This is a genomic window from Methanoregula sp. (genome assembly GCF_035543475.1).
GTDB lineage: Archaea > Halobacteriota > Methanomicrobia > Methanomicrobiales > Methanospirillaceae > Methanoregula.
Genome location: NZ_DATKKA010000030.1, coordinates 1 through 17,888 on the forward strand (window position 1 = coordinate 1; position 17,888 = coordinate 17,888).

Annotated in this window: 20 protein-coding genes; 5 read left to right on the forward strand and 15 right to left on the reverse strand. The window is 57.2% G+C overall.

Going from position 1 to position 17,888, the window contains the following annotated elements:
* The first annotated feature begins 307 nt into the window (after nt 1-307).
* Entirely contained in the window at nt 308-2,230 is a 1,923-nt protein-coding gene (locus tag VMS83_RS10070) for an agmatine deiminase family protein (protein ID WP_325412391.1), read from the forward strand.
* A gap of 92 nt (nt 2,231-2,322) precedes the next feature.
* Here VMS83_RS10070 and VMS83_RS10075 read toward each other — a convergent pair whose 3' ends face one another.
* Complete coding sequence (locus VMS83_RS10075) at nt 2,323-2,766, reverse strand: hypothetical protein (RefSeq protein ID WP_325412393.1); 444 nt, start codon at nt 2,764-2,766, stop codon at nt 2,323-2,325.
* A gap of 92 nt (nt 2,767-2,858) precedes the next feature.
* A complete protein-coding gene (locus VMS83_RS10080) occupies nt 2,859-3,338 on the reverse strand; it encodes a redoxin domain-containing protein (protein WP_325412395.1) in 480 nt (159 codons plus the stop codon).
* 169 nt (nt 3,339-3,507) lie between these two features.
* Between VMS83_RS10080 and VMS83_RS10085 the strand changes: the two genes are divergently transcribed.
* Nucleotides 3,508-4,617, forward strand: coding sequence for a CorA family divalent cation transporter (locus VMS83_RS10085; RefSeq protein ID WP_325412397.1), 1,110 nt, complete (start codon nt 3,508-3,510; stop codon nt 4,615-4,617).
* On the opposite strand, the gene VMS83_RS10090 is transcribed toward VMS83_RS10085, so the two are convergent.
* The 3 genes from VMS83_RS10090 to VMS83_RS10100 all read right to left on the reverse strand — a co-directional run bounded on the left by VMS83_RS10090 (nt 4,571) and on the right by VMS83_RS10100 (nt 6,331).
* The gene (locus tag VMS83_RS10090; RefSeq protein WP_325412399.1) at nt 4,571-5,119 is read right to left on the reverse strand and encodes a ribonuclease III domain-containing protein; all 549 of its coding nucleotides are present in this window, start codon (nt 5,117-5,119) and stop codon (nt 4,571-4,573) included. The genes VMS83_RS10085 and VMS83_RS10090 overlap by 47 nt on opposite strands.
* 86 nt (nt 5,120-5,205) lie before the next feature.
* Entirely contained in the window at nt 5,206-5,694 is a 489-nt protein-coding gene (gene msrB / locus VMS83_RS10095) for a peptide-methionine (R)-S-oxide reductase MsrB (protein WP_325412401.1), read from the reverse strand.
* Between the two features lie 64 nt (nt 5,695-5,758).
* Nucleotides 5,759-6,331, reverse strand: coding sequence for a DUF2179 domain-containing protein (locus tag VMS83_RS10100; protein ID WP_325412403.1), 573 nt, complete (start codon nt 6,329-6,331; stop codon nt 5,759-5,761).
* Between the two features lie 140 nt (nt 6,332-6,471).
* On the opposite strand from VMS83_RS10100, the gene VMS83_RS10105 reads away from it, so the two are divergent.
* On the forward strand, nt 6,472-6,954 hold the full coding sequence (locus VMS83_RS10105) for a YkgJ family cysteine cluster protein (protein ID WP_325412405.1): 483 nt from the start codon (nt 6,472-6,474) through the stop codon (nt 6,952-6,954).
* Between the two features lie 141 nt (nt 6,955-7,095).
* Nucleotides 7,096-7,602, forward strand: coding sequence for a metal-dependent hydrolase (locus VMS83_RS10110; protein ID WP_325412407.1), 507 nt, complete (start codon nt 7,096-7,098; stop codon nt 7,600-7,602).
* 93 nt (nt 7,603-7,695) lie between these two features.
* Here the strand turns inward: VMS83_RS10110 and VMS83_RS10115 are convergent, their stop codons facing one another.
* The 10 genes from VMS83_RS10115 to fhcD all read right to left on the reverse strand — a co-directional run bounded on the left by VMS83_RS10115 (nt 7,696) and on the right by fhcD (nt 17,267).
* A complete protein-coding gene (locus tag VMS83_RS10115) occupies nt 7,696-8,655 on the reverse strand; it encodes an isocitrate/isopropylmalate dehydrogenase family protein (protein ID WP_325412409.1) in 960 nt (319 codons plus the stop codon).
* Nucleotides 8,652-9,452 (reverse strand): DUF7714 family protein, encoded by an 801-nt coding sequence (locus tag VMS83_RS10120; RefSeq protein ID WP_325412411.1) that lies wholly within the window; start codon nt 9,450-9,452, stop codon nt 8,652-8,654. Before VMS83_RS10120 ends, VMS83_RS10115 begins: the two co-directional genes overlap by 4 nt.
* Complete coding sequence (locus VMS83_RS10125) at nt 9,449-9,919, reverse strand: 3-isopropylmalate dehydratase (protein WP_325412413.1); 471 nt, start codon at nt 9,917-9,919, stop codon at nt 9,449-9,451. Before VMS83_RS10125 ends, VMS83_RS10120 begins: the two co-directional genes overlap by 4 nt.
* The gene (locus VMS83_RS10130) at nt 9,919-11,130 is read right to left on the reverse strand and encodes an aconitase/3-isopropylmalate dehydratase large subunit family protein (protein ID WP_325412415.1); all 1,212 of its coding nucleotides are present in this window, start codon (nt 11,128-11,130) and stop codon (nt 9,919-9,921) included. The genes VMS83_RS10125 and VMS83_RS10130 overlap by 1 nt, the downstream gene beginning before the upstream one ends.
* Nucleotides 11,127-12,257 carry a homocitrate synthase family protein gene (locus tag VMS83_RS10135; RefSeq protein WP_325412416.1) on the reverse strand — a complete coding sequence of 377 codons (1,131 nt, stop codon included), beginning with the start codon at nt 12,255-12,257 and terminating at the stop codon, nt 11,127-11,129. Before VMS83_RS10135 ends, VMS83_RS10130 begins: the two co-directional genes overlap by 4 nt.
* Nucleotides 12,238-13,509 (reverse strand): thiamine pyrophosphate-dependent enzyme, encoded by a 1,272-nt coding sequence (locus VMS83_RS10140; RefSeq protein WP_325412418.1) that lies wholly within the window; start codon nt 13,507-13,509, stop codon nt 12,238-12,240. The genes VMS83_RS10135 and VMS83_RS10140 overlap by 20 nt, the downstream gene beginning before the upstream one ends.
* Nucleotides 13,506-14,474, reverse strand: coding sequence for a radical SAM protein (locus VMS83_RS10145; protein ID WP_325412420.1), 969 nt, complete (start codon nt 14,472-14,474; stop codon nt 13,506-13,508). Before VMS83_RS10145 ends, VMS83_RS10140 begins: the two co-directional genes overlap by 4 nt.
* Nucleotides 14,456-15,352 (reverse strand): methanogenesis marker protein 11, encoded by an 897-nt coding sequence (gene mmp11, locus VMS83_RS10150; protein WP_325412422.1) that lies wholly within the window; start codon nt 15,350-15,352, stop codon nt 14,456-14,458. The genes VMS83_RS10145 and mmp11 overlap by 19 nt, the downstream gene beginning before the upstream one ends.
* Nucleotides 15,336-16,292, reverse strand: coding sequence for a tRNA(Ile2) 2-agmatinylcytidine synthetase (locus VMS83_RS10155; RefSeq protein WP_325412424.1), 957 nt, complete (start codon nt 16,290-16,292; stop codon nt 15,336-15,338). The genes mmp11 and VMS83_RS10155 overlap by 17 nt, the downstream gene beginning before the upstream one ends.
* Nucleotides 16,293-16,382: 90 nt before the next feature.
* The gene (gene fhcD / locus VMS83_RS10160; protein ID WP_325412426.1) at nt 16,383-17,267 is read right to left on the reverse strand and encodes a formylmethanofuran--tetrahydromethanopterin N-formyltransferase; all 885 of its coding nucleotides are present in this window, start codon (nt 17,265-17,267) and stop codon (nt 16,383-16,385) included.
* Between the two features lie 269 nt (nt 17,268-17,536).
* Here fhcD and VMS83_RS10165 point away from each other — a divergent pair, with 269 nt between their 5' ends.
* Entirely contained in the window at nt 17,537-17,803 is a 267-nt protein-coding gene (locus tag VMS83_RS10165) for a 4Fe-4S dicluster domain-containing protein (protein ID WP_325412428.1), read from the forward strand.
* The last annotated feature ends 85 nt before the right edge of the window (nt 17,804-17,888 follow it).

Consider the following 17,888-nt stretch of genomic DNA (forward strand, 5'->3'; position numbering starts at 1 on the left):
TCCAGCTTCCCTATCATCTCCAACTTCGGTGTCTGTACTCTCATCGCCGTTGGATTCTCCCTCGCCGGCGCTATCTTCATTATGCCCGCTGTTCTCTCCCTCATGGGTCAGTTCTCTGAATGGAGAGAGAGAAAAAAGGGGCATCCGGTGCAGGAGCCAAAGACCGGACCTTCGCCATAACCTTCCCGAACGGGGAGAACGGCGCCCCATTCCTTAAGCCTCCATTTAAGCCGGCGGAAAAACCGGACGAATGTGGATAACATGATATTTATAGAGAAATAACCCTCTAGAGCAGGGACTGTTGCACATGACCGAGACCACACGTACCATCGCACTCATCCAGATGGAAGTCGGGGCGGATCCGGACAGCAACCTCAAAAAGGCACTGGAACTCACCGAGTCTACAGCACGGAACGGAGCGCAGTTTATCTGCCTGCCGGAACTGTTCCGTACCCGGTATTTCCCGCAGCAGATCGGTGTACCGGTGGAAACGTTTGCCGAAACCATCCCCGGGGAGTCGACGCAGGCATTTGCCCGGCTTGCAAAAGAGTACGCGGCAGTAATCATTGTCCCGGTTTTTGAGCGGTCTCCTTTGGGGCATTTCTTGAATGCAGCGGTGGTGATCGATGCCGATGGAAGTCTCCACGCACCCTACTACAAGGTCCATATCCCCCAGGATCCGAAATTCTTTGAGAAAGGTTACTTCTATCCCGGGGATCAGTACGCCGTGCACGCGACCAGATACGGAAAGATCGCGGTTCTCATTTGTTACGACCAGTGGTTCCCCGAGGCCGCGAGATGTGTTGCTCTTGACGGGGCGGAGATCATCTTCTACCCTACGGCGATCGGGAACCCCTGCACGGAGCCACCGGAGGAAGGGGACTGGCAGGAGTCATGGGAACTGATCCAGCGCAGCCATGCCATCGCAAACAGCGTCCATGTTGCCGCAGTCAACCGCGCCGGCAGGGAAGGAAATATCCGGTTCTTCGGGGGATCCTTTGTCTGCGATGCGTTCGGGAAAGTACTTGCCCGGGCCGGAGAAAAGGACGAAACGATCACCGTAACCATAGACACGGGGATAAATGAATCGATCCGGGATTCGTGGGGGTTTTTCCGGAACCGGCGCCCGGATACGTACGGATCAGTCTGCGCCCGGGTACCGGAACATGACGCGACGGCACCGATCCCCCGGAAAGGGGATACCCCCCGGAAACTGGGCTATTTTATGCCTGCCGAATGGGAACCGCACGAGGCAGTCTGGCTGTCGTGGCCGCACAATAAAAACACCTTCCCGGACCTGACCGGGGTAGAGGATTCCTACGTCAGTTTTATCGCCGGGATCGTACCCTCGGAACGGGTGGAGCTCTTCGTTCCCACGCCCATGATAAACAGGATCGTAAAGGGGCTTCTCAGGAGCGCCGGGGTTGACCTTTCCCGCGTGACGATCCGGACCGTCTCTTATTCTGATGTCTGGATCCGCGACTACGGGCCGACCTTTGTGATAAACCCTGCCCTGAATAGATCTGCAATGGTACGCTGGGACTTCAACGCCTGGGGTGAGAAATACGAGGACCAGATCGCCGACGGGCATATTCCCGCGGACATGAACCGGTGGCTTGAGCTGCCGGTCTTTAGACCGGGAATTATTCTTGAAGGCGGATCGATCGACACCAACGGAAGGGGTACGATACTGACCACGCAGGCCTGCCTTCTCAACAAAAACCGGAACCCGGATCTCACCCGGGATGAGATCGAGGATTACCTCAAGGAGTATCTTGGTGCAGTGAAGATCATCTGGCTCAACAAGGGGGTGGCCGGTGATGATACGGATGGCCATGTCGATGATATCGCCCGGTTTGTCTCGCCATCCACGATTGTCTGTGCCTACGAAGAGAATCCCTCCGATGAAAATTACGCAGCCCTCCACGAGAACTACGAGATCCTCAAAGGGGCAACCGATCAGGAGGACCGGCCATTTACCGTCATAAAACTCCCCATGCCGGCCCCGGTGGTAAGCGGGGATGACCGCTGCCCGGCAAGCTACACCAACTTCTATATCGGGAACACCGTCGTCATTGTCCCGGTCTTTGACGACCCCCATGACGCGGAAGCACTCCGTATTATACAGGATCTCTTCCAGGAACGAACCGTTATGGGCATAAATGCCCGTGCCATGGTGGAGGGATACGGGACATTCCATTGCGCCACCCAGCAGCAGCCCCTGCCCTGAAGACCGGGCAGCTCATGAACTGTTTTGAATATCTGGAAAAAAGGACGGGAACAGGGACATCTGCTCCCGCTTGCAACGGGATTTAAAAAATTTTAGTGCCGCCTTGCCAGAACCGCACAGACACCGGCTATGACGATACCTGCAAGGATGGTCGGGACAAAGACCGGGGATTGGGTGGTGGTCGCGGCTGCCTCAGAAGAGAGGGTGGTAGCAGCGGGTGCTGCAGATTGTGCAGCGGCCGTGATCGCGGTAGTCGGAACAACGGTAGGGGTAGCCGTTGCGGCGGTCCCGTTCTGTGCGGCTGCAGCAGTGCCGGCCACTGCGGTTGTTGCCGGAGGTACCGTTGTGAGAGAAGCCGTTGTTACCGAGGGAGTCACCGAAGACGTATCCATGGTGGTAGGTGACACCGTTGCGGTTACTGTGGGGACTGGTGAGCTGGATGCAGATCCAACCATTGCCGATACAGGTATCGCGACTGTCAGGACCAGGAGCATGAGACAGAACAGGATCCGGTTTAAGGAGAACTGCGGAATCATACGGGAACATTGGATGCCGGGAGATATGAGAATTATGGAAAGGGGGGCAGGTCCCTGGCCCGGGCAGCAGGCCGTGCTCCCTTGCAGAAGGCTCATACGGTCGCTGGCTTCTGCAGGAACGCGATGATTTCCTTCATATCGGGAAGGTTGTGGAGCGGATAGATCTTCACGAAAGCGACCCGCCGGTTCTCATCGATGATGATATTTGCCCGCTCCGAGAACCCGTTTGCTTCCCGGAATATCCCGTACGTCATCGCAACATGGCCATGGGGCCAGAAATCGCAGAGCAGGGGAGTTTTCGCGATCCCAAGGTTATCTGCCCATGCCTTCTTGCACGGAACGGAATCAACACTGAGCCCGACCGCAACAGTGCCAAGCGAGGCAAGAGTTTCCCGGCTCTCCTCAAGGGATTTCATCTGGGCAGCACAGACGGGCGTCCATGCGAGGGGATGGAATGAGAGGAGAACCTTCTTTCCTGACTGTTCCAGGAGATCAAACGTGGCGTCATTCTGATCCTTGAGTGAAAACTTCCGTGCCTGATCGCCGGTCCGAATAACAGGTTGTTGTACCATCATGTCACCTGTATATGGTGGATTGCATCCATCAGATATGAGTGTTCGTATCGCTACAGTACATCCGTTCCGATCTCCTACGGGTGTGTTTATCCCTGCAAAATTTCAATAAAAGAGAGCACTGATGCATCCCGGAATTCCTCCGGGCAGAATCACAGGAGAGGACGTTATGCTTGCGCAGGGCACACCATTTGCTGAATCACAGGATACCCAGAAAGAAACATGCCCGCAGACCGCTGGTCCGGGCCCGCTCAACTTCTGCATCATCCTTTATAAGGATGGCAGGATCGACCGGCTCATCGACCGCCCGCTGGAAGAATACTTTGCCATCCTTCCCCAGGCAAGCGTTGGGTGGATCGATTACAGTACCAAAGATGACGCAGGAGAAATCGAGAGGATCGCCCAGCAGGCCGGGTTTTCCAAACTCCCGATTCCGAAGCTTTCGACAGGGTTCTATTCGGCGTACGAGGATTACGATACAGAGCTGGGGATCATGCTCCCTTCCGTCACCATGAAAAACGATAACATGGCGGTGCACCCGCTCTTTGTCCTGATCCGGGACAATGTTATCCTGACCGTCCACTCCGAGGATATCAACCGCCTGCTCCGGTTCTCCCGGTATGCCCAGCCGTTTTTTAAACGGATCTACGCTGAAACCACCTGCAACAAGATCACCCTGATCCTTGAACGGATTATCGATGAAAACAACGACCGGAACTTCGAGTATCTCCGGGAAATCGAGATGCACGGGGACGCGATCAGCAAATCGTTAATCGAGGAAAACATCGCAAAACGGCAGATCGCCCACCGGATCTACCGCATGAAGCACGTGCTGATCGATTACCTCAACGTACTCTGGGCCACAAAAGATGTGATAAACTCGCTCCAGTACGGCGATGCAGACCTGATCACCAACGATGAGAAGCTGCTGGGCCGGATCGGGATCCTCTCCGATAATATCGAACGTCACATCGAGCTCTCGGAGCAGATGTCCAATGTCCTCGCTTCAGGCCTTGAGGTGATGCAAAGCATCTATAACAACCAGCTCCAGAGCCTCAACAACCGGTTTGCGCTGGTCACCGCTTACCTGACGGTCCTCGGCACCGCATTTCTGGTTCCCAATACCATTGCCACCATTGCCGGGAGCGGCGTTATGGGCGGGCAGATGGCATCCCAGTGGTGGTACCTCCCGCTCCTTGCCATCTCAACGGTTGTGGCAACCTCCGTATCCTTTATCTGGGTCGTGCACGTCTGGAGGTCGAGGAAGGAGGAGATCTGACCTTCCTTTGCGGGATATCCTCCCTCCGCACCCGGACCAGCTCGGGCTCAAACCAGATCCCGATACACTGCCTCACCACACCCAGGCTCGCGTCACTGTCCAGGTAGATTGCGCCGATGATCGCCTCCATCGTGTCCGCAAGGATCGTTTCCTCGCCGGATTTCCAGAGATCCTTTTCACCGCGACCGAGCCGGATAAACCGCTTGATCTTCATGCGGTGACCGATCCTGGCAAGAGTTGCATTGTCTTCCAGTTGTTCCTTTGCCCGGGTGATTGCACCCTTCTCCTGGAGCCCTTTCTCCATTAAAAACAAAATCAGGCTGGTCTTGAGGACGGCATCGCCAAGCGTGCTATAGGCGTCCTGGGTCAGGCAGATCCGGTTTTTCTGGATCACCTCATTTGCGTACGCGGGATGGGTCAGCGCCCGGATCAGGTGCTGCTGCTCGAAAAAATGGTACCCGATGATACGCTCCAGTGCCGCAAGGTCGTCCTTTTTTTCCATATGTTTCACTCAGCCGTTGGCGGGTAACGACATAAAAGCCGCACCCGTTTTTAGAGCCGCGGGACGTGTGGGTCCGGCCCGGTTTTTCATTCGGGCGTCTGCCGGAGCACGAGGGCAGCAGAGTTCATACAATACCTTTTCCCCGTAGGTGGAGGCCCGTCATCAAATACGTGTCCGAGATGTGCCCCGCAACGTGCGCAGAGTACCTCGGTGCGGATCATGCCGTGGGCGGTGTCCTCCCGTGTGGTGACATTGAGCGGTGAGACCGGGGCAGAGAAACTTGGCCAGCCTGTACCGGAGTCAAACTTGGCCTCGGAAAAGAACAGAGCCGTACCGCAGCAGGCACACCGGTAGATCCCATGAGCCTTGCAGTCATGGTACGCTCCGGTAAACGGGTTTTCGGTCTCCTGTTTTCGCGCCACGGCAAACTGCCGGGGAGTCAGCTGGGCCTGCCACTCTGCATCGGACTTTACGACGGGGGTCATCTCCACCACCGCATTCCTGTCCGGATCGAAAAGAGGAATGGTACCGGCCCTGTTTTCAGCATCAGGACCCATCTTCTTTATTCCGCTCATATCGCATCCCTTACATTCTGATCTGCACCCGGCGCTATAGTCTTTCCGGCAGAGATCCGGTGCGTTACATCCCGAAGAAACTGAGGATACGGCGTTTGGGATCCTTGTAAAAGATCCTCGCCCCGTCCTTGATGTTCCGCACGTCCTCGATAGTATAAAGGAGATCCGGATATTCCCGGGAGATAATGGCAAGCAGCCGGGAGAGCTCTTTCCGGGGAACGATCATGAAGATGATACTGACGGTGCCGGAGAACGTCCCGGAGCCTTCCATGCGGGTCATACCATAGCCCAGCGTGGATAGGCGGGACATAAGCATCTGGGGATCCGCGGGAGTGATAAGCCGGACGATCACGTAACCGATCGAGATGAGATTCTCGATCGTCATGCCAAGCACGGTGCCCATTCCGTAACCTGCGAGGTAAGCAAAGAGGTTCCAGTACTGCGTTAAGTTGGTCAGTACAAGGCCGGTCGAGATCAGCCAGATGCCGGTCTTGACGATACCGACATAGGCAGCGAGATTTCCATGACCCTTGCTGATGTAGATTGTCCGGACGGATTCAAGACTTGCTTCAGCAATCCGGGCGATAAGGATCAGGAGAGGAACAGCCATGGCTGTCCAGATGGCACCGAGGTCCATGTGTCGTTGGGCTCCTTTCCACAATATTCGCACCGGCTCGGTTGTATACCTTGCGGAACTAACACGGCAGGAGGATCTCAGCGCAGGTGCGGCAGGTTAATCCCCTCTGATGTGATATACCGGTTCAGGGGGAATCATCCGTGGTATTCCGGTGCCAGCAATGCGGGGACTGTTGCAGTTCCATGGGGGATATCATCGGGATCGAAGAACGTATCGATGCCGCGAGATTCCGGATCCGATTCTTTGTCACCGGCGAAGAACGTCTCGTTACCCTTGACCCGGACAAGGCCAGTCTCTTCTGCTCGCAGGATATAGAAAAGATCCGCCCGATGGCATGCCCGTTTCTCAGGTTTCCGGAACCCCGCCAGGCCTGCTGCACGGTTCATCAGACCCGCCCGGACCTTTGCCGCCAGTATGCCTGTTTTCGTATTCTTTTTCTCGATGGAAAGGGTATTCCTGTGGGAAAGATCCCGGACGGCTCACGTATGCTTTCCACGCAGGATGCCAGCCTCCGTACACTCTGGCTGCAGAAAATCGACGGGATTGATATTCCCGGGGAAAGTGTATGGGAAGCCTATGTGGATGAGATATTTTCCCGTGCAGGATACCGGGTGGTACGGTAAGCACCAGTCCTGCTCATCCCCATAATTCCTTTGGACATGCATCTTTTCGGCACAGCCGCTACGAGCTGTTCCGGTTTCACTGTCACCCGATACATAAACCGTATCCATGTGTATGCAAAATCGACGATACCTGCCTCCGGAATGAGGGAGATTCCGGGAGCAAACCACCGGAAAGGAACCCCGGGAAATCCACGGGAAGCAGGGCTTGGCCCCAAGGACCGGCCAAAGCCCTACTTTCGCGGTGCGTGGCTGTCGTTTATCAGCCTCAGGTGTTCCAGTGGATCATCTGCAATGAGGAGAGGCATCCATCTCGCGATCGGGATACTGGCGTTCTGTCTTTATGCCGTGCTGGGAAGCCGGCTTTACGGGATCTCCCCGGGACTTACAGTCCTCGGGTTATGCGCCGTAATCGCCGGTTCCCTGATGCCCGATCTGCTGGAAAGACCGACCAGCTCAAGGCACCGTGGTATCTTCCACAGCAGACGGGCATTAAAAGTTTCAGGGATTGTTTTCTGTCTTGCAGCATTCCTTTACCTGTTGCCCGATATTACCTCCCGATCCGCCATCTACGGGATATCCTGTTTTGCCCTCGGCTACATGCTCCATCTCGGTGCTGATGCTACAACAAGAAGAGGCCTTCCGGATTGATCAATGCTGCCGGAAATTTATGGCATATCACAAAAAAGGATCAACTCCACCAGTACCACGCTATCGCTGATGGTCCCAGGGTCTTGCTGGATCCTAACCTAATAAACGGAGCACCGCCCCACCAAACTCCCGGGTCCCTGTGGATCCCCCGATATCCCGGGTCCGGATCCCTGATGAAAGGACACTGCTGATGGCGGATTCTATTCTCGCGGCTCCTTCTTTGTCCCCGAGATGGGCAAGGAGCATCGCTGCGCTCCGTAAGGTCGCAATGGGGTTTGCAATGTTCTTACCCGCGATATCCGGGGCACTGCCATGCACCGGTTCAAAAAGTGCATACCGGTCACCGATATTGGCACTCGGCACCAGGCCCAGCCCGCCGACAAGATACGAGGAGACATCCGAGAGGATATCGCCGAAGATATTCGTGGTCACAATCACATCGTATGCTCCCGGGTGCTGGAGAATATCAAGACCAAGGGCATCGATATACTTGTCGTTATAGGTCACTCCGGCCTTCTGCGCCTCCGCGATGCAGATGTCCCGGAAGAAGACATCGGATTTTAGTACATTTGCCTTGTGCCCGATGGTCAGTTTCCCGAGACGCTGCCTGGCACACCGGATCGCCGCCTGTGCGATCCGCTCGGTCCCCTTACGGCTCACCACCCGGAGCGTTGTCGACCGATCCGGGCCAATCTCCTCGATCCCCGAGTACATCCCCTCGGTGTTCTCCCGCACGATCATGATATCGAATCCCTCACCCTTCACCGGCCGCAGGTTTGCGTACAGATCAAGAGCCTTGCGGATCCGCAGGACAACACTCTGGTAATCTTTCATGGGGGGTGTTGTGATTGCCCCAAAGAGGATGGCGTCCGCTGTTTTGAGGGCTGATATATCGCCGTCTGCACAGGGGCACCCGGTCTGTTCCCAGCGCCCGTACCCGACATCAACAGGGAAATACTTGTACTCGGGATGGAGCAGTTCAAGCACCCGCTGCGCCACCGGGATCACTTCGTGACCAATCCCGTCCCCTTCAACAATGGCGATCCGCGTCATCGGGCCCTCCACTGCCTGACCAGTTCCTGTACCGATTGTGCGATCTTTACAGGGCTAGCTCCCCAGTGAACGATCGCCCCGAACTTCCCGTCCCAAGTTCCGACCCCTTCCCGTTCGGACCGGCAGCACCGCGCAATAAAGGGTTCTGCGGCAATCTGTTCAAGGGGACAGATATTCTCAAGCGTAAAATTCGTACCATAACACTCCGTGCAGAGCTGTCGTGCGGTAAGACACCCGGCCACCCGTTCGCCGCCCTGCAGGGGATCGGCATCCAGTGTCCTTGTGTACCCCGCAGCCCGGCAGGGATAGACATCCGCAGGTACCGTGGTAATGTCCCGGATATGGTGATCGAAGACCACCGAGAGCTCCCCGAAGAGGCCGATCGCTTCCATCTCTTTAAGGCTCGCCGAGAGAGTGGGACGGGGAGGATAGACATCATAGACATGTAGGGTAAGGAAATCCGAAAGATCCGGATCGAGGACAAACGTCATGTTTTCCTCGAAACCGGTAAAGACCGTGCACCGGTACCCGCTTTTCTGTGCAAGCCTCACGAGGCGGGTACGATCGTTGAGCTGCACCTTTTCCGGGTAATGAAAAGTCTCGGCGGGTGTCGCCAGAATCCGGGACGATACGATCTCCCGCATGACGCGGTTCTTTGACGGGTCAAGTGCCACCTCGAGAAGCTCGTATCCCCCGTCCGTCTTCCGCAGGAGATACCGGCTCAGGGCATAGACCCGGTCGCCACAGGGCCGTTCCGACGCAACGCCGACGACCTTGCAGTGTTCGGGAAAGATCACCGGTGAGCCCTCCAGTATTCAACCAGCCCCCCTGCCTGCAGGATCTCCTGCATACGCGAAGACAGGGGACGGATCGCATGCCTCTTCCCCCCGGCATCAACCCACCCGGATGAAAGATCGAATGCTACCAGGCTGCCCTCTTTACAGGTGAGATCCAGTTCGATAAGCGGAAGGCCGATGTTGATCGCATTCCGGAAGAAGATCCGGGCAAAGGAGGGGGCGATGACCGCAACAACCCCGGCTTCCCGGAGGGCATGAACTGCCTGCTCCCGGGAGGAGCCGCACCCGAAATTCTTACCGGCAACGATGACAGCCCCTTTAAGACGAGGGGCGAGCGCGGGATCGAGATCCTCGAACACGCGGGTTCCCCAGATACTCCGGTCCCTGGTCCGCAGGTACCTGCCGGCAATCACGAGATCGGTATCAATATCTGCCGGCAGGCACACAGCCGTTCCTTTACCCTGCATTATCCCACCTCCGGTGAGGCGATCTCCCCGGCAAGGGCGCTCGCAGCCGCGGTAGCAACAGAGCCAAGGTAGATCTCCCCCCCGACACCCATACGGTTTTTGAAATTCCGGTTGGCTGTCGAGAGGCAAACTTCCCCTTCCCCGAGCACGCCCATATGGTAGCCAAGACAGGGGCCGCACCCGGGTGTCCCGAGGGTGCAACCGGATCCGATGATATCGGCAAGCACCCCGGTCCGGATCGCCTTTTCCAGGACTGCGGCCGATGCCGGGACAACAATGGTTCGCACTGCCACTTTCCTTCCCCGGACCAGGCGGGCAAACCGGGCGAGATCGGAGTACCGCCCGTTCGTGCAGGTCCCGACAAAGACCTGGTCAAGCGGCACACCGGAAACCGCGTCCACGGGCTTTACAGTGTCCACCCGGTGGGGGACGGCAACCAGGGGCACAATGTCCGCAAGATCGAATTCGAGTTCCTGCCGGTACGAGCAGGGTTCGTATTCTTGGCCGGCAGTCTCCTGTCCATGCTCTTTGAGGTAACGGAGGGTCACATCATCGGCATAGAAGAGCCCGGTCTTTGCCCCGGCTTCGACAGAAAGATTCGAGAGGACAAAGCGCTCGTCCATAGAGAGATGGCGTACTCCCTCACCAACAAACTCCAGCGCCTGGTAGGTCGCGCCGTCCGTGCCGAGTTTTCCCACGTAAGCAAGCGCAACATCTTTTGCCTCTGCGGCACCCGTCAACTTCCCATTCAGATGAATGCCCACCGATTCCGGAACGCGGAACCAGGTCTCCCCGGTCAGCCAGATTGCCGCCATATCGGTTGCACCCACACCGGTTGCAAATGCCCCGAATGCCCCCAGCGTAACGCTGTGAGAGTCCGCCCCGACCACGATCTCTCCGGGCAGGACTGCCCCCTCTCCCATCAGCTGGTGGCAGATACCGCAGCCGATATCGGAGAACTGCATGGATGAACGCTTTGCAAAATCCCGCAGCTCATGCTGGAGTGTTGCCGTCGTACCGTTGTTGGCCGGCGCGATATGATCGAACTGGACAAAATAACCGGTCCCCTTTCCCAGCCGGTCACCCCCCATCTCTTTCCAGGCTTCCAGCGCGAGGACCCCGGTCCCGTCGTGGGCATATGCTTTGTCGACCTTCCGGTCCACATATTCCCCTTCCGTTGCGCCAAGAATGCGTTCGGAGAGCGTACTCATGATGGTGTCTCCTGCTGCGCCCGCCGGATCAGCTTCCGGAGGATCTCCGGCGTGATGCTGCATTTCTGTTCGGAGTATTCCTTGACTAGGTCGAGCACCCGGCAGACCTGGGCTCCGGTGAGAGGCTCACCAAGAGATAAGAGCACGTGTTCGAGCGCTTTTTTCCCGGTGTGCTTCCCCAGGATAAAGTGCCGCTCGCCGCCAACAAGATCCGGGGGGAAGTATTCGTACGTTGCGGGATCCTCGAGGATCGCAGCGATGTGGATACCGCTCTCGTGGGAGAAGGCAAGCTCCCCGGTAACGGGCTTGTTCCGTGGCAGCGCAATACCGGAGTACTTCTCCACCTTCCTGGAGAGTACGGAGAGATGCGAGAGGTCGTACCGGTCGATGCCACCCTTGGTCCGCAGGATGACCAGAACCTCCTCGAGCGAGGCATTACCCGAACGCTCACCGATCCCGTTCACCGTCGTATGGAGCTGGAATGCCCCGGCCTGTGCCGCGGTGATCGTGTTGGCAACGGCACAGCCCATATCGTTGTGGCAGTGGGCGCAGAACGGGCGGTCGATAGATGAGGTCAGATCAGTCATGATCGTGCGCATCTCGTCCGGGATCAGGCAGCCCACCGTATCGGCGAAACTAAGAAGCACGGCCCCGTGGTCGGCCGCTCCCCGGTACACTTCCCTGAGAAATGCCAGATCGGTCCGTGACGCATCTTCTGCTGCAAACCGTACAGCAACTCCTTGATCGCGGGCAAAATCGATCATCGCAAGAGCATCCTCAAGCACCTTTTCCCGGGGCTTTTTGAACTTTACCCGTACATGAAGATCCGAGGTAGGGATAAAAATGGAGACCATGTCAACGCCGCAATCAATCGCCGTTGCGATATCCTCCTTTTTTGCCCGGGCAAAGCCGCAGATCCGGGCATCCAGCCCAAGGCCGGCTATCGTCTTCACGCAGTGTTTCTCGTTTTCGGAGACTGCGGGGAACCCGGCCTCGATAACCTCGATGCCAATACGATCCAGGGTCCGGGCGATGTCCACTTTCTCTTCGCAGGAGAACGACACACCCGGTGTCTGTTCCCCGTCTCTCAGGGTTACGTCACAGATCTCAACATTCCACGGTTTCATGATATGCTCCCTTGGGGCATTCTGCTTCCACGATAACGGTACACGGGCCCTCCGGGTCACGGATTACCTCACGGAGGACTTGTTCATCCCGGGCAGGGCAGACGATCGGGTCGGCCCAGCGGAGATAGGGGAGGGGGTCACTCACCCTCTGGCCCCCGGTCATAGCTGCGCAGTGGTTCTTCATCACGATACAGAGAAGCGGAAGCCCTTTTTCGTACACGTCAATGAGTGCATTGATGCCGGAATGGAGCAGGGCGTAATCTCCGATCAGCGCCACGTGCGTGCTCCGGGCGGCTACCGCGATGCTTGCGCCCATGCCATAGCTGGCAATACCCAGCTCATAAGGGGGATTCAATGCGAAGACCGAGCACCCCGCATCGCAGATAAGCTGCATCTTCCGTTCTTTAAGGAGGTCCAGCAGAGGCCGGTAAGGACAGGCAGCGCAGAAGGTCCGGCTGAACCCCCGGTTTTTCCGGGACTCCGGTTGTCCCTGAAGACCTGGCGGAGTTACGGCCCGGTGGTCCCGGACAAAGGAGCGGCCGAACTCATGTATTTCGGTAAACGAACCGGCACGGGAAGGAACAGGATTTACGGTCGCAACCCGGGAATCCCCTGGGGCAGGACCAACACCCAGCGTGCCTCCCTTCCACCTGTTCAGGGAGGATGTATCCGACCAGGCAAACACTGTCCGGTAGACCCCGGTGGCAGCGGTAACCCGGCCGTGCATGGTCAGCGCCGGGTCGGCGAGTTTCCCCTGTCCGTTGTTCCGGGAAACCGGCTCCCCCACAACCTCTGCATCCAGCAGCTGCGGGATAAGGCGGAGCATGGCCACCCGGGAGAACGTTTCTGATGCTGTAAGTGCTGCCTCAACCCCGGTAAAACAACTGGTCTCATCCGGTTCGATCACGGGGATCTCCGCCATTTCCCCGTAATAACGGGAATCCTGTGCCGTCTGGGATCCTTTGGCGCCGGGATCATCGCCAACCACAAGGAGGACGCCTCCCCTGATGCCCTGCACGGTGGCCTGGAGAAGCGGATCGGCGCAGGCGTTCACCCCGACATTCTTCACGATCACTGCTGCACGCCGTCCGGCGAGGGAGTCCCCCAGCGCGTACTCAAGAGCGGTCTTCTCGTTTATGACCAGCCCGGCCCTTGTTAATGCGCCAAGGTCCGTGACGGGAAAGCCCGGGACAGTATACTGCCGGTCCGTCCCGGCAATTATAGCCGCTGCAAGCGCTTCAACACCCTTCATTCGTCCCTCCCGGGCACGAGATCACAGCCCGCACAGCTTGTGCACATGGTCAGGGCTCCGGTAGTATCCAGTCCTGCACGGGCAAGGGCCTGCCGATGCAGGGCAAATAGGTGCCGGAGCCGTTCTGCAGATGGCCGGGGCATTCCGGCGCATCCCGCGACCGGGTTGAGCGGCCGAAGTACCGGGATCACCCCGTGCGAGGTGAGGCGGTTGATACAGGTCTCCATCTCCGCATCAGTCTCGCCAAGCCCGATAATGACATTGGAAAAGACCCGTCCCTTGCCAAAGAGTTCAACGGACCGGTCGAGGATCTGCCAGAGCCGGTTGTAGTCAAGTCCCGGGCACATTTTCGCAAAGAGCTCCGGGGTGGCCGTCTCGATATTGAACTTGACCTCAGTTACCCCGAGAGCATGGAGCTTTTCTGGCGTCTGGTCGGTCGGGTAGATGGATACACCGATAGGCAGGCCAAAGAACCGCAGATGGACAATCACCTCGCAGACATAGGCCTCTTCCTCTCCAATGCTTCCCTGCACGCCGCTGGTCAGGGAGATAGCGCTGACACGGTGACGGACCGACTCTACCAGATCCATGATCTCCTCCACGGTCTTGCGTCGCGCCGGGAGCCGGGGAACGGTGCAGTAGCGACAGGAGAAGATACAGCCTTCCGTGACCGTGATAAACGCCTGGTCCGGGCAGTGGAGTCCCGGCTGGAGGAGTCGTCCGGAGATCTGCCGGTCCCCGAAATAGAGATCGGCGACGCCACCTCCCCGGTGGGCAATCTCAATGGGGGAGGCAGGATTGACCGCGAACTTGACCCGGTGGCTGCCCATAGCAAAGAAAACGGCCCCTTTTCCCCCTGCTCCCGGGCCCGCGGTGGACTTTGCAATATAATCTTCCGCGGGTTCACCACTCAGCCGTGCGGAGCCTGCTTCGAGCAGCCGGGCCTTCAGCTCTTCCCACTGCATAGTTCCAGTGCCTCCTCGTACCGGGTAAAGAACGGCAGCGCTGCTACCGCTCCCGTGATCCCCCGTCCGTTCATGATGATACGAAGAGAGGGATCGCGGAGATTCTGCACGCAGTCCGGTGCCACCTCACCCCGTTTGACGCTTCGTGCATATTCCACCAGCTCTGCAGAGGGAGAAAAGCCGGTATAAACCGCCATACCGGTCTTCTGTGAGAGAGTGTATTTTTGGAGCAGTTCCCTGAACCGCCCGATAAGACGGTCCGGTTCGGTAGTGGCAAATTCGGCCACCAGACTCACGCAGTTCTTGGTCCGGTACGCCACCGGGAAGAGCTGGACGATCGTATGCGAGAGATACACAGATTGTTCGTCCTCCACCGCCCGGGCGATGTTGTGGACAAGTGTCCACGTTGCTCCCTCTTCCGCGGTATCCGTATCGTCAACTCCGATCAGCACCCGTTTCCGGCGGGGCAGCCAGAGTGTGGCGGCGGCCACTTTTCCCCCGCCGGAGGGATCGCACTGTTCCCGCAGCACGCCCCGTGCCGCTGCACGGCAGGATGTCGCCCCCACCCCTCCGCCGCCCATGCCGATATAGGTGACTGCAATCTCATTGCCGGTTACTGCAACACCCGAAATCCCGGCAGGAAAGCGGGAACCCTCGAGTGCGAGATCCACGGTACCAGGCCGGAGCAGGAACCGGGTGGTCGACCCCACGCACCTGACGCTCCCGACCAGCGGGCTCTTCACATAATGGTGCTGGGTCCACATTGCACCCCCGATACAATCGAAGAACTCGACAAGCTCTACCGTGCTTCCGGCTTCATCCGCTACCGCAACGATCTGCGGGTAGCGGATCACATACGGATCAGAGATGTTCGCCATACAGCCCCGCCGCCTCGATACCCCGGTCGGCCCAGAGTACCGCACCGAGAGCCCCGATCCGCCCCTTCCTCCCCTTGTGATCGAGGAATTCAATGCCGAGCCGTCGTGCCTCTTCTTCGGCTTTCTGCACGCTCAGGATCTCGGTCTTAATGGCTTTATGGAAGGGGGAGTCCTGCCCTGTCCGTATACCCCGGGAGAACGCAATGCCGGTATCCTCCGAAAAGGTATGCTTTTCCACAAACCCACGGACAAATTCACAAAGTGCGCCGATACTCCCCGGCCGGGCAGCAAAGTTGAGGGCCGAACCAACACAGTTCGTTGTTTTATCAGGAACTGCCGGGTTGAGCTGGACAAGGCGCATGTTGAGGAATTCCACACCATCAATATGGCAGGCCTCTGCACACTGTAAGGCCATCACCCAGGTTGCTCCCTCCTGTCGGGTATCCGTGTCATCGATCCCAAAGGAGATCTTCTCGTACCGGGGCGTTATGATCCGGACATGGTTGGTCCGTGCCCCCCCGATTTTGAGATCCTCTTCAGTCGGGTATTCGGCCCGCAGTACCCCCGGCGCCTGCGGGAGACAGGCTGCAATGCCCACCCCTGCACCGGCGATACCAGCCCAGGTCGTGATCACTTCGTCGCCATCGATTTCCACGGCCTCAAGAGCCTGGCCGCCAATCGTACCGGCAGCAGCTCCGAAATTGACCGGATAGCGGCCGAGGCGGGCCTGAATAGTCATCGTGCTTCCCTCAACGGCACACGCGGCTACCGCCCCGCCGGCACGGGAACGGTTCATGGCATCCCACTCGATGGTTCCCCGGGCATGACACTGCTCAAGGATCTCTGCACGTCCCGCAGTCTCGTCAACCATCACCAGAAATTTCTTTGAGAAGAGCGAGCCGAACCGCGTCTTCACGTCATCGGGTGTAAGTGTGATCATATTATCGCCGAAATTTTCGTTAACAAATGATTCGGCAATAACACTATAAATAAAATTCCATAAGTGAGAAAATCTTTGCACAAAAAAAGATTAGAGAACCTTTTCAAGGTCAATCTTGAACGGCCCGAGGCTGCCGCCGAAGTTGCCGGCGGAGATAAACTTCACGCCCGGGACCTTGACGGCCGCCCTGATACCGGCACCCATCGCAGCGGCAACGCACTTCTCGTCAATACCGTCAATAACGATCTCGTAGACCGCTTTCACACCTGCCGGGATCTTGGTGTCTGCCACTTTCTCTCGGAGTGTCGGGCAGTACTTCTCGTTAGTCGATGCAGGCATGAACTTGTACTTCAGGCTGCCCACCTTGGAGCCGCTCGCCACGATACCACCGGGGAAGCTGGTAATGACTCCTTTAACCTCGGCAATCGCATCCACGGCTGTCTGGGCTGCTACAAGGGCGGCCATCTGGTTTTCACCCATGATAAAGAAGTTGCCGCCGGCAACACCCTTTATAATGCCGAACTCCTCTTCCCCGACATACTCGCCGTTCATGATCGGGATCACCCAGCACTTCCTGCCGCCGACCTCCTTCTGGTACTCGTACCCGTCACCGAAGAAATGCAGCTTGACCGGGATCTTCTCCTCGGCCTCGGTAATGCCGTTGAAGACCGCTGTAGTGGGTGCTGTCAGTACGCACTCGGCAAGGCGCTCCACAACCTGTTCCTTGAGTTTCTTTTTGCTGGCACAGATGAGAATCGCTACGCCCGGCCTTCCATCAGGGGTCTCACTGCCGGAGAGGACGCTCTCGATACCGGCTTCGCACGGGCAGCCGATCGCAGATGTTGCAAACCCGGTTGCTTCGGTGGCAGCCTTCAGTGCCCAGTCCTTTGTCACTGCAGTAATAATCACCCGGCAGACCCAGGTAGGAAATGCCTCTGCATAGGTGTTGTCGATTGTTACGCCATTAAGTTCCATTCTCACATAACCTCAGGTATAATCAGAGTACGAGGAGTCTTACTGAATAAATTTTCTCATTTGATCTAATCATTCTCAGAGCGCACAGGAATCCCCCTAAAAAGTACACTATATGCGCTTAACAGAGCTGCCGGGCTTATAAATAAAAATTAAAAAAAAATAATAAAATGCCTGTTTTCCAGCGATATATTTCAGAACATTTATCTAGATACTTTCACCACTCTTTTGATAATCGATTCTCTAATCGATCATAGCTGGTGCGTGAATCCATGGCATTTGCAGTGCAGAGCAATTCCGACTATCGCACCGGCTGTAGCAATTGTGTTGTTGCATGTCCTGTGGACGCGCTGGAACTTCATTGGGGAGTTCCGGAGTCAGCCAGCAATATCTGCACAGCCCGGGATAATGAACCGAAGGTTCCGGGTTTTATCAACAGGCTCACTGCCGGGTGCGGTGAATGCGTCCAGACGTGTCCGCATGATAGTATCAGGCTGACAGGGCCCTGGGAAACCAGAGCAGAGGCAAAGGTGCAATAGAGGAACAGCGTGAGGGTTATTTCATGGCATTGTTTCCAAAGTTTTCCAAAAAGAGGGATGGTGTCAACGTTGTGATGGAGCAGCG